At 64.4% G+C, this 11,761-nt stretch carries 11 protein-coding genes and 1 pseudogene; 3 read left to right on the forward strand and 9 right to left on the reverse strand.

The window, feature by feature from the left end:
- Nucleotides 1-93: 93 nt before the first annotated feature.
- From ACSGC5_RS14120 to ACSGC5_RS14160, 9 genes and pseudogenes are all read right to left on the reverse strand, one after another.
- Nucleotides 94-1,260, reverse strand: coding sequence for a hypothetical protein (locus tag ACSGC5_RS14120; protein WP_434971239.1), 1,167 nt, complete (start codon nucleotides 1,258-1,260; stop codon nucleotides 94-96).
- An 86-nt stretch (nucleotides 1,261-1,346) separates the two neighbouring features.
- Nucleotides 1,347-2,540, reverse strand: a complete 1,194-nt coding sequence (locus ACSGC5_RS14125) for a glycosyltransferase WbsX family protein (protein ID WP_434971240.1) — start codon at nucleotides 2,538-2,540, stop codon at nucleotides 1,347-1,349.
- On the reverse strand, nucleotides 2,537-3,334 hold the full coding sequence (locus ACSGC5_RS14130; protein WP_434971241.1) for a glycosyltransferase: 798 nt from the start codon (nucleotides 3,332-3,334) through the stop codon (nucleotides 2,537-2,539). The genes ACSGC5_RS14125 and ACSGC5_RS14130 overlap by 4 nt, the downstream gene beginning before the upstream one ends.
- A gap of 141 nt (nucleotides 3,335-3,475) precedes the next feature.
- Nucleotides 3,476-3,688 (reverse strand): annotated as a pseudogene (locus ACSGC5_RS14135) (IS3 family transposase); the annotation flags it as partial.
- Nucleotides 3,689-3,738: 50 nt separating this feature from the next.
- Nucleotides 3,739-4,026: a DUF6262 family protein gene (locus tag ACSGC5_RS14140; protein ID WP_434971242.1), complete on the reverse strand. Its 288-nt coding sequence runs from the start codon at nucleotides 4,024-4,026 to the stop codon at nucleotides 3,739-3,741.
- Nucleotides 4,023-5,978, reverse strand: a complete 1,956-nt coding sequence (locus ACSGC5_RS14145) for a tyrosine-type recombinase/integrase (RefSeq protein WP_434971243.1) — start codon at nucleotides 5,976-5,978, stop codon at nucleotides 4,023-4,025. Before ACSGC5_RS14145 ends, ACSGC5_RS14140 begins: the two co-directional genes overlap by 4 nt.
- A complete protein-coding gene (locus ACSGC5_RS14150; RefSeq protein ID WP_434971244.1) occupies nucleotides 5,941-7,029 on the reverse strand; it encodes a tyrosine-type recombinase/integrase in 1,089 nt (362 codons plus the stop codon). Before ACSGC5_RS14150 ends, ACSGC5_RS14145 begins: the two co-directional genes overlap by 38 nt.
- Complete coding sequence (locus ACSGC5_RS14155; RefSeq protein ID WP_434971245.1) at nucleotides 6,992-7,789, reverse strand: IS3 family transposase; 798 nt, start codon at nucleotides 7,787-7,789, stop codon at nucleotides 6,992-6,994. The genes ACSGC5_RS14150 and ACSGC5_RS14155 overlap by 38 nt, the downstream gene beginning before the upstream one ends.
- Nucleotides 7,786-8,091 carry a transposase gene (locus ACSGC5_RS14160; RefSeq protein ID WP_434971246.1) on the reverse strand — a complete coding sequence of 102 codons (306 nt, stop codon included), beginning with the start codon at nucleotides 8,089-8,091 and terminating at the stop codon, nucleotides 7,786-7,788. The genes ACSGC5_RS14155 and ACSGC5_RS14160 overlap by 4 nt, the downstream gene beginning before the upstream one ends.
- Before the next feature lie 179 nt (nucleotides 8,092-8,270).
- Between ACSGC5_RS14160 and rfbA the strand changes: the two genes are divergently transcribed.
- The 3 genes from rfbA to rfbD are packed head-to-tail and all read left to right on the forward strand — an operon-like array spanning nucleotide 8,271 to nucleotide 11,562.
- The gene (gene rfbA / locus ACSGC5_RS14165; RefSeq protein ID WP_434971247.1) at nucleotides 8,271-9,140 is read left to right on the forward strand and encodes a glucose-1-phosphate thymidylyltransferase RfbA; all 870 of its coding nucleotides are present in this window, start codon (nucleotides 8,271-8,273) and stop codon (nucleotides 9,138-9,140) included.
- Nucleotides 9,140-10,141 (forward strand): dTDP-glucose 4,6-dehydratase, encoded by a 1,002-nt coding sequence (rfbB, locus tag ACSGC5_RS14170; RefSeq protein WP_434971248.1) that lies wholly within the window; start codon nucleotides 9,140-9,142, stop codon nucleotides 10,139-10,141. The genes rfbA and rfbB overlap by 1 nt, the downstream gene beginning before the upstream one ends.
- Nucleotides 10,138-11,562, forward strand: a complete 1,425-nt coding sequence (gene rfbD / locus ACSGC5_RS14175; protein WP_434971249.1) for a dTDP-4-dehydrorhamnose reductase — start codon at nucleotides 10,138-10,140, stop codon at nucleotides 11,560-11,562. Before rfbB ends, rfbD begins: the two co-directional genes overlap by 4 nt.
- The last annotated feature ends 199 nt before the right edge of the window (nucleotides 11,563-11,761 follow it).

Genomic DNA, 11,761 nt, shown 5'->3' on the forward strand with positions numbered 1-11,761 from the left:
GGCAGTGCACTACCAAGCAAAGAGACACCTAGGTTCGATGGCCGTCTCAATTCATTGCCTCCTGCCGGCGAAACCTGCCGCGCTGGATCGTCGTTACAACCACCGAATCCGTAGCCTACCGCGGAGAAGGACTAAAACGAGCTGGAGCGACAGCGCCGAATACGCAATCATGTTCTCGAAGAAGGAGAAGAAGACAACCGTTGCGAGAATCGCTACACCCTCCTCGTACACGTCCGTCCCTGCAAGGAGGCGCATCACCAGAATACAGACGACCGCGACCCACATGAGAAGTAGCACTCCCCCCAAGAGACCTGCGTAACCTACCGCGCTACCGAAAAGCGTCGATGCCGTCAGATTTGGCGCAATTAGAAACGCCGACTTATCGAATCGTGGCACGCTGAACAACTCCGCGAATCGCTGACCGACCGCGTCCGGGACGAATCCGTGCACCAAGAGTCCCGCGAGGTCGCAACTCTGACCACACAGACCTCCGCCCGCGTATGCGAATGCCTGATTTAGGTTCGCAACAGGCGAGACGAAATACATATATAGCCAAAGAGACGAGGGAGGCAACCCTGTCTCTGAGAAGCGCTGTGTAGCACCGGATAAGTTGAGGATCGCGCTCGACGAACCCTGCTGAGACGTGGCCTGCTCAATCTGAAAGCTGAGCCGCACATCCCCGAAGCCTCCGAAGAACAGCATGAATGCGATAGCGAAAGCCAAGGCGAAAACCATGCTCGCTGCGTTTAGTTTGTACCGCCGCAGAAGCAAGAATGCACAGGCGAAGACGAGGAAGGATAGAGCACTACGATTGCCTATGGAAGTTACAAGTAGAGTGAGCCAAATCCAGCCTATCCATACCCACTTTCCACCTCGTGTGATGGCGGCACGAAAGAGCCTGACTGCGTAGTATCCTGTAAGACAAAGCGCGAATATATGCAAGCCCTCAATGCCAAACCCATATATATCGTAGGCGCCTCCGCTCATTACCAAAAGTAAGGGTACGCCACCGCTCGCCGCGTATGCGACGAAATAGTAAGCCGTGATCGCGAATACTGTGACTGCACGCACGGGGGCCGCAGGGTCCGCAGACCTTGTCGTTGGCACTGCCGTCGCCAGTACAAGAAACAGCAACCCCACGAAGGACAAGAAAAGCGCGGTGTCGCCCCGGAGAGGTCCAAACAGGCGGGTCCAACCGAGTCCGTAGAGCGAGGTCGCGACTACGACCCATGCCACCATAGCTGTGAACGGGGACCGCATGATCTCTCCGAGTGGCGGCAGGTGCCGCCTCGGAGTCCGACGTCGGCTCCTCAAGCGGCCTATCTCTGGGGCGGCGACGCGGAGGCTCAAGGGCGCCACACTCTGGCGACTGCGTCCTTCGCCCGCCGCGTTACCGCCAATGTCGACCCGGCGGCCGCGATGACGATACTTCTCAGCTGCGGCGCGCTCCAGACGCGACCATATGACTCTTGAGTGCCCAGCGGGTCCGATACGCTCTCACCAGACACTCCCGCCAACTCGAGCAGATAGGAGACCCCTCGCGCGCTGTCTGGCTCGAGGTGTGCCCCCTCAGCCCATTCGTTCCATGCGTTGACGAAAACCAATCCCCTCCCTCCACGGGCTTCCTCGACGCGTCGGGATGCGCGGTACCACTCCCCGAACGTAGTGGAGTTCGATCCAACGTAGATGGTGGATCGCGACTTGCGCCGAGGCGTATTATCCCACGCAGGCATGACACCCCGGTGCCTCGTGAATGACATAGGGTCTCGCCTGCGCATGAACCTCTTCGCAGTGCGAACATAGCTCATCAGTCGCCCTCGGAATTCCGGGCTAACGCCCTTGAGCGGCTTGATAAGGGCAGAGCCAAGCGTGTTCGCACCGACAGGTGGGAACTCGACGACTGCATCAAACCCGTAGTCGCCCGGTCGAATGCCATGCCGTGTCTCCGCCGCTATTAGATAGAGGTCGTCAATACCACTGCTCCGAGCGAGGGCGCGCAGCGCATTCGCAGTTCGGACAGGATTCGGGATGAGGTCGACACGATGCACGACCAGAATCGGTCGACCGTCCATCTTCATGTAGTGAGGAGCCAGGAAGTGTGGCTCCAAATCACGATAAAGCGCCTCCTCGAACCCCTCCACATATGACTGCTCCATGAGCACTTCTCGGCTCTTCCCATCCCAGCGGCGGGTCCAGCTTTCATTCGCCCACGAAAGACAGTAGGGAAGAGCGGTGTCGTCGCGCCTCCAATCCTCTAGCGGTCGCTCAAGAAGTCGACGGCCACCGAACCAATAAAAGTAAATACAGAATCCGTCGATGCCGTGGTCGCGAGCGAGCTTGGACTGCTGCGCACGCGTGGATTGATCGTCAAGCGAATAAAAACCCAATTCTCCCGGTTCAACGGGTTGAACGTGCCCCTCGAACTGTGGCCGCGACGCGAGAACGTTGGTCCATTCGGTGAATCCTTCCCCCCACCACTCGTCATTCTCGGGAATCCTGTGGTACTGCGGCAGATAAAACGCTATCGTCCGGACCTTCATCCTGCTTCGACTCTCCGCCAGGTTCTCCTAGCCATCATTGACATCCATTTCGACTTCCAAGGCGAGATCGGCGCGAGAAGGAAGGGATAGGTGAAATAGAACTGGCGCATCGACCGCAGTTCCCACCCCCAGGCTCTCATGTTGGCGCTGGCCGTCGCCCGGGCCCAACCATGGGTCCATCGCGCGGCTGGGGCGATCACAACTGGGTAGCCGCACCGCCAAGCGCGAAGACCCAGATCGTGATCCTCGTAATAGAGAAAGTACCGCTCGTCCCAGCCACCGAGCTCTCGGAGTAGTTCGGTACGGCCGCCTACTGCGGCTCCCATAACCCACGCACAATAGGTCGGCTCCGCGAGTTGCTGAGGGGCGACATACCCTGCGGAACGAGCGCCTCGCGGCGACAAACGATTGAGAATCTTCGATGATAGATAGGGTAGACCTCGCGCGTTGGGCTGCAGACTTCCGTCGGGGTTCACAAGCTGTGGCGCGACGAGCCCTCCAGTGGAGGATGCAACACGAGTGAGCTCTCCCCATGCACTCTGATCAATCCTGACGTCGGGGTTCGCAAAGGCGACGAATCTCGTGGTCACATGAGGCAGAGCGCAGTTGTTTCCTGCGCTGAACCCTCGGTTGTCCTCGTTCGCAATCACCAGGTCGGCGCGCACCCGTGCGAGGTCGACTGTTCCATCGGTGGACCCGTTGTCAACCACGATCCATCGAAAATTGCGTGATCTCGGATCTGCTGGCCAATTGGCCAGTAGGTCATCCCTACTGTCAAAGGTGACTGTTATCACCGTCCAGTCTGCCGCAACGTCCAAACGAGCTCTCCCTTCGATCTGCGCCCGTGATGCTAGCGCGTCCCGATGACCTTGGTGTTACGGTGACGACTGGTCTCCGCGGAGGGGCGTGAGGAACGAACTGGTGACAGGTTTGGTTTAGGCCGCGAGTGTGAGCGGCTCGGTTAGCTTGGCTTCAAACTCGATGGGCGTCAAGCCGCCGAGGGTGTCCTGTGCTCGCTGGCGGTGGTACTTCCGTTCGATCCAGACGACGATGGCGAGGCGCAGCTCCTGCCTGGTGGCCCAGCGCTGCTGGTTGAGCACGTTCGTTTGAAGAAGTGACCAGAAGCTCTCCATCGCCGCGTTGTCCCCGGCTTATCCGGCTAATCGGCCTCGGGTCTGGGTTTGGCCGGGTAACGCGATCAGTCTCGGGTGAGACGTCGGAGTTGCGCGTCGTGGTGGCGGACGGTGTCGGCGAGAGTCTGGACGGCTTGGCGGAGGGTGGTTAGTTCGTCGGTGATCGCGGTGATGCTGCCGTCAGCGGCGGCTTCCTGGTGGTGTTCGATGATGGTGCGGAGTTCGGGATTGCGGTAGATCGTGGACCTGGAGATCCCGGCGTGTTCGGCGACCTTGGCGATTGTGATGGGATGCCCGTTTCGGGCGAGGTCGGCGCAGGCGCGTTCGATCTGGTTCAGCGTGGGACTGGTCATCCGGTCTGTGTCTCCGTGTCGGCGATGAGCGCGTCGAGGCGGGCGATGAGCTTGTGGTGGCGGTCTGCCTCGTCGATCCATCCTCGCTGTTCCGCGTCGCGGGCGAGAGCGTCGGCGTCGACGCGTTGCGCGGCGAGAATCGGCAGCGATGAGGGTTCTGACCGGTAGGACGGGCAGTGCTCGCAGATGTTCGCGTAGCTGCATGCTCCCTGCGCTGGGGCGCGGAGGCAGAACCCGCCGGCCATCCGCGACTTCAGCAGCGGGGTGTCTTTCCAGTCGCGCCCGCCAGTGATGACCGTCAGCGGCAACTGGGTGCGCCCGGCCGTGTCTCCGGCAGCAGCGGCGGTGGTGTTCTGTTTCGCGAGGTCGAGGGCTCGTTCGTATTCGGTTCGGACCGTCGCGTCGAACAACCGCCCGTAGCGGAGGCTCATCTCCGCGGACTGGTGGCCGAGGAGGGCCATGAGGGCTTGCAGGGAGACGCCAGCATTGACCAGCGCGGTCGCGTAGGTGTGTCGCAGCTGGTGGGAGGTGACGTGCCCGAGGCCCGCGGTCTCGGCGGCGTGATCGAGCTCGCGACGGACGCCTTGCTGTGTGAGCCGGCGGCCGAGGTAGGTGAACAGGAACTGCGCGGGCCGCCGGTAGCGCGGATGCGGGAGTGGTCTGCCGTGGGAGCGGATCTGGGCGACCCGGTCGATCACTGCGAGCGTCTCGGGATCGAGCGGGACCATGCGTTCGGTAGCGACCTTGCCGAGCGGGACCTTGAGCCATGCCCCGTTCCCGTCGAGCTCGTGAACGCAGTCCAACTCGAGATCAAGCAGTTCCCCGATCCGCAGCCCGCAGGCCCGCTGCAATCGCAGCGCCAGTGCGGCCAGCTCGTTATCGGGATGCTCCGTCAAAGCGGCGGTGAGGCGCCGGTCGGCGTCGATCGGAAGGTAGCGGGGCAGCACTTGCGGGAGCTTCGGGATGTCGTCGCGGAACAGCACCTTCCGCGGTGGCGCGGCGTCCCAGCCCCATTCGGTGATGTCGCGCAGGAACGTCGCGACCGCGACGACCCGCCGGTTGCGGTCCCCGATGCTGATCGGGGCCCCGTCCTTGTCGCTGACCGTGTCGACCAGCGACGCGAGGAACGGCTCGATGTGACGGCGCCGATCCAGATCCCGCACGGAAGTCAACGCGGGGTCGGTGTCGGTGAGGAAGACCCCGAAGTGCTTCAGCCGGGTCGCCGTCGCCGATACCGTCTTTCGGTCGCAGGTCGCGCGTTTGCGTTCCAGGTAGCCGACCAGCTCCGCTCGCAACGGCGCGGAGACCTCGGCGAGCCGCTCCTCGTAAGGGACCGGGCCGCCGGTGCGGGGCGGGGAGTCGAGGACACCGAGGTGGAACAGCACCATGTGCGCCATGCTGATCGCCGAGAAGTAGTGGCGATGCGAGATCCCCGTCGCCAGCTCCCGTTCCCGGCAGGCCGCGGCGAACTCGTGCAGGTCGAAGGTGGTGAGTTGCCGCATCGGCTTCCCGGTCTGGATCAGCAGCCGGATCGGGGCCTGGGAGCCGGTCGCGAGCCGGGTGCGAGCGGTGAACCCGAGCTGCTCGGCCTCGTGAAGGAACCCGTCGATCTCGGCCCGCAGCGGGCTGGTCTGGATCTCCCGCCAGAGCGGTGACAGCTTCCGTGACAGCAGATAGTCGTAGCCTGGCCGCAACCCGCCGTGCAGCATCAGGAACGTGATCACCGGACGCGTCGCCGACCCCGCCGACAACCGCTCCGCAAGCGGCGTCGCGGCCCAGTCCTGCGGGTCCGACCAGGTCTCGAAGAACCGTCGCGCCGCCCGCTCGTAGGGGAGATTTCCTCGGCCCGTCGCCGTCAGATGACGCAGATACGCGTCCCGGAGATCGGAGCCTCGCAGCGACGCGATCGGGGCGTCACCGCTGCTGAGCGCGGATGCGTTCGCGTGCCGCATCGAACTGGGCCTTCACATGAGCAGGAGCGAGGTGGACGTAACGGGCGGTGGTATCGACGTGCGCGTGACCGAGGAGCGCCTGCATCACCGCGAGATCGACACCGGCCTCGGCGAGGACGGTGCCGAACGTGTGACGCAGCGCGTGCGGGTGCCCGCCGGTCACCCCGGTCAGACCCCGGTGATAGCGGAACACCGTCCGCAACCCCGCCGCCGTCAACGGGCCGCCCCGATGCGGGCCCTTCCCGACCAGGAACAGGATCTCGGAGCCCGATTCGGGCCGCTCGGCGAGGAGGTAGACATCGATCACTGACGCGACATCCGCATCCAGCGGGACACGACGCTGCTTCGCGCCCTTCCCGGTGACAGTGATCCAGCGGCCGCCGATATCGACGTCCTTCACGTGCAGGCCGAGGACCTCCATCGACCGCAGCCCGCACCACAGCATCAGCCCCGCGATCGCCCGATCCCGCCAAGTCCTCAGACTCCCCACCAGCGTCGCCGCGTCCTGCGGCGACAGCGCGACCGGCAGCCGTCGCGGCTCCCGCAACCGCAACGCGGACCGTGCTGCGGGGCGGCGGACCATGTGAGCGAGCATCCCCGACCGCTCCCCGCTGGTCCGCCAACGCGCTTCCCTGCCCCGCGGGACCGGGTTGCGTCTGGCAGGGTCCCGCAGTCCCGCATACGTGAACAGCCCTGAGATCGCCGCGAGCCGGCGGTTGATCGTCGTCGCCGCGTAACGATCCAGGGGGCGGCCGTCCATCCCCACGACGTTCGGTCCCGGCCTGCCGGGCAGCGTCGCCTCGCGACATGCGCGGAGGAACCCGAGGAGGTCATCGGTCGTGACCTCCTCCAGCAGGCGGTCCTGCCCGGTCAGCCAGCGGCAGAATGCGAGCAGGTCATACCCGTACGACCTCACCGTCGCCGGCGAGTAGTTCCGATCCAGCAGATGCGCGAGGTACTCCTCCACCAACCCGAACCGCGGTGCGTGCTCACCGGCGAGCACCCACTCGCCGTCACGCTGCTCGAGCCGCAGGACCTCCTTGTCCGTCATGCGACACATGTTGCACCCGCGACCCAGAAGACCCACGCACCTCATCGCGCTCGGCGTGTCGCCGCAAGGGATCCAGGATGGAATAGCCGGTTAAGAGGGAGGCGCCGACGCGGCCCATCGATCCGACCATGTCGTGGCGGCGCAGCTCGCGGGCCATGGCCCGGCTGCGGAACTGGCTGCCGCTGTCGGCGTGCAGGATGCATCCGGCGACCTCGCCGCGGCGGGCGACAGCGTTTCGGACGGCGTCGACGGCGAGCTTCGCGGTCATCCGGTCCGAGATCGAGTACCCGACGATGCGGTTGGAGAACACGTCTTTGATGGCACAGCAGTACAGCTTGCCCTCGGTAGTGCGATGCTCGGTGATGTCCGTGAGCCAGACCCGGTTCGGCGCGTCGGCGCGGAACACCCGCTGCACGTGGTCGTCGAACACAGGAGGGCCGGCTTTCTTGCCCTTCCCGCGCCGGCGGCGTTGCGCGGACGAGAGGATCCCGGCCTGTGAGCACAGCTTCCACGCCGTTCGACGGCTCATCCGCCACCCCGCTCGGCGGGCTTCGTCGGCGAGGTATCGGTATCCGAAGGTCGGGTCGTCGTGGTGGGCGTCGTGGAGCGCGTTGATCCGATGCGCGCGGAGCACGTCAGCGTCGCGGACCGGGTCGCCTCTCCACCGGTAGTAGGGCTGGCGGGCGAGCTTGAGAACCCGGCACGACACCGTCACGGGGATCCCCGCGTCGGCGAGCTCAGATACGAGCGGGTACGTCATTTTGGGGAGCCACCGAGCTTCAGGTTCGCCTGCGACAGATACGCCGCCGCCCGCCGAAGGACCTCGTTCTCCTGCTCGAGCAACCGGATCCGCTTCTTCAGCTCCCGCGCCTCCGCGGCGTCCGCCGCGGTCTGACCAGGACGATTGCCCTCCTCGACATCGGCTTGGCGGAGCCAGTTCTGCAGGGTCGCTTCGCTGATCCCGAAGTCGGCGGCGATCCGTTTGATGGTGACGCCGCTCTCACGGCTACGAGCGACCGCGACGACATCCTCGCGGAACTCTCTGGGATAGGGACCGGGCATGACGACATCCTCCCCGCCAGCGCCTCCCGGCACTAACGATCAGCTGTCACCGATCCGTTCCTCACGCCCCCGATCCCCTGCGCAGGCATCTATCGCCTCCGCTTGTTTACATGCCAGCAACCAGTAGCAGGTAGAAACTTGGGTGGCGCTCCCCCGTCCCCAACCGAGAAGAGGAAGACGTGAAGGGCATCATTCTTGCTGGCGGCTCCGGCACCCGGCTGCATCCGATCACTTTGGGTGTGTCCAAGCAGCTCGTTCCGGTCTATGACAAGCCGATGGTCTACTACCCGCTGTCCACACTGATGCTGGCAGGAGTCCGCGACATCCTCATCATCACGACTCCACACGATGCAGAGCATTTCGCACGCCTACTCGGTAACGGCTCGCAGTTCGGCGTCAACCTGACCTTCGCAATCCAAGCGTCGCCTGACGGGCTCGCTCAGGCGTTTACGATCGGTGCCGACTTCATCGGCGACGACAAGGTCGCTCTCGTTCTGGGCGACAATCTTCTCTACGGGCCAGGTCTAGGATCGCAGCTGACTCGCTACGCGGACGTCGACGGCGCGGCTGTGTTCGCGTACTGGGTGGCTGAGCCTCAGGCTTACGGCGTGGTTGAGTTCGACGCAACCGGGCGCGCCATCTCGATCGAGGAAAAGCCGGTTGAGCCGAAAAGCAACTACGCCATTCCAGGGTTGTACTTCTACGACAATGATGTGGTCGCGATCGCGCGGGACTTGAAGCCGTCGGCCCGGGGTGAGTACGAGATCACGGATGTGAACCTCGTGTACCTGGAACGCGGCGCATTGCAGGTCGAGGTCCTTCCGCGCGGCACGGCGTGGCTCGACACCGGCACGTTCGACCAGATGCTTGACGCTGCCGAGTACGTCCGCACCATCGAACGGCGCACGGGTATGAAGATCGGCGCGCCTGAAGAGATCGGCTGGCGCCAGGGCTTCTTGACGGATGCCGAGCTCGAGGCCCGCGCTCACGCGCTGAAGAAGTCCGGATACGGCAGCTACCTGCTCGACCTGCTGCAGAGGGGCAAGTAATGGCACGCACGCTTCTGGTGACTGGTGGTGCGGGGTTTATCGGGTCGAATTTTGTGCATCATGTGGTGGAGCACACCGATGACTCCGTGGTGGTGCTGGACAAGTTGACGTACGCGGGCAACCGCGCATCGCTGGAGGGGCTGCCTGCCGACCGCGTGCGGCTGGTCGTCGGCGACATCGCTGACGCCGCCGTCGTGGACCCGCTGGTGGCGGATGCTGATGCCGTCGTGCATTACGCGGCGGAGTCTCATAACGACAACAGCCTGCATGATCCGCGTCCGTTCTTGGATACGAACATCGTCGGGACGTACACGCTGTTGGAGGCGGCCCGGAAGTACGGGACGCGGTTTCATCACATTTCCACCGATGAGGTGTACGGCGATCTGGAGCTTGATGACCCGGACCGGTTCACCGAGAGCACCCCGTATAACCCGTCGTCGCCGTATTCGTCGACGAAGGCCGGGAGTGATCTGCTGGTGCGGGCGTGGGTGCGCAGTTTCGGGGTGCAGGCGACGATCTCGAACTGTTCGAACAACTATGGGCCGTTCCAGCATGTGGAGAAGTTCATCCCTCGGCAGATCACGAACGTGATCCGCGGGATCCGTCCCAAGCTCTACGGCGCCGGCGAGAACGTGCGGGACTGGATCCACGCCGACGACCACTCCTCGGCGGTGCTGACCATCCTCGAGAAGGGTGAGATCGGGCAGACGTACCTGATCGGCGCCGACGGGGAGAAGAACAATAAGACGGTGGTCGAGTTGATCCTCACCCTGATGGGGCAGCCGCAGGATGCGTACGATCACGTCACCGACCGGGCAGGTCACGACCTGCGGTACGCGATCGATTCCACCAAGCTGCGCACCGAGCTGGGGTGGACCCCCAGGTTCCAGGACTTCGAGGCGGGTCTTGCCGCGACCATCGACTGGTACCGCGCGAACGAGGCATGGTGGGCGCCGTCCAAAGACGGTGTCGAGGCGTTCTACGCCGCGAAGGGGCAGTGACCGTGACGGAGTACGGCAAGGCGTTGTCGGTGACCGAGACGCCGATCCCGGGGCTGGTGGTGTTCGACCTTCCCGTCCATGGCGACGCGCGGGGCTGGTTCAAGGAGAACTGGCAGCGCGAGAAGATGACCGGCCTGGGTCTTCCCGATTTCGGCCCGGTGCAGAACAACATCTCGTTCAACGACGCCGTTGGCACCACCCGCGGCATCCACGCCGAACCGTGGGACAAGTGGGTCTCGGTCGCGACCGGGCGGATCTTCGGCGCCTGGGTCGACCTGCGCGAGGGCCCCACATTCGGCGCCGTCTACACGACCGAACTCGACCCGTCCAAAGCGATCTTCGTCCCCCGCGGGGTCGGGAACTCGTACCAAACCCTCGCACCTGACACCGCCTACACCTACCTGGTCAACGACCACTGGTCCCCCACCGCCGAGTACTCGTTCCTGAACCTCGCCGACGAGACCGCCGCGATCGACTGGCCCATCCCTCTCGAGCAGGTGCAGATCAGCGAGAAAGACAAGAACCACCCCCGCCTCGCAGACGTCACCCCCATCGGGCCGAAACGGATCCTCGTCACCGGCGCGAACGGGCAACTCGGCCGCGCCCTGCGCGACCAGTTCGGCGACGCAGACCACATCGAGTACGCCACCCGCGAGAACCTCGACCTCACCAGCCCCGACCTGGCCACCGCACGCCGGTGGCGGGACTACGGCACCATCATCAACGCCGCCGCATACACCGCCGTCGACACCGCCGAAACCCCCACCGGCCGTCGCGACGCGTGGGCCGCGAACGTCACCGCCGTGACCGCCCTCGCGCGCATCGCCACCGACAACGGCATCACCCTCGTCCACATCTCCAGCGACTACGTTTTCGACGGCACCTCCGACACCCCCTACACCGAGACCGACCCCATCGCCCCACTCGGCGTCTACGGCCAAACCAAAGCCGCCGGCGACGCCATCGTCGCCACCGTCCCCCGCCACTACATCATCCGCACCAGCTGGGTCATCGGCGACGGCCACAACTTCGTCCGCACCATGGCCACCCTCGCCGAACGCGGCATCAACCCCACCGTCGTCGCCGACCAAACCGGACGCCCCACCTTCACCACCACCATCGCCGCCGGCATCCAACACCTCCTCGACACCCGCGCCCCCCACGGCACCTACAACATCACCGGAACCGGCCAACCCACCACCTGGTACGACATCGCCCGCGCCGTCTACCAACACACCGGCCACGACCCCGCACGCATCACCCCCGTCACCACCGATCAGTACTACGCGAACGCCGCCGGGCCCGTCGCGCCTCGCCCCGCGCACAGCACCCTCAACCTCACCAAACTCGAAACCACCGGATTCACCACACCCAACTGGCACGAGTCGCTCAAGCTCTACCTGACCCGTGAACGGACGTGACTCAAGTGAGAAACATCCCCGTGGTACCGTCGGCTCCGCAACGCCAGCGCAAGCACAAACCTCAACGTAGGAGCCGAGATGGGTCGGGTATCAGACGCGTCACTGTCTGCGTCTCTAGCCGCTGAAGAGGAGCGCGCGACCTCGAGCGCCCACCGGGTGACCACCCCCACTGGGTCGGTACTGACGATCAAGAACGGCT

The organism is Microbacterium sp. bgisy207, from assembly GCF_965345035.1.
Lineage (GTDB): Bacteria > Actinomycetota > Actinomycetes > Actinomycetales > Microbacteriaceae > Microbacterium.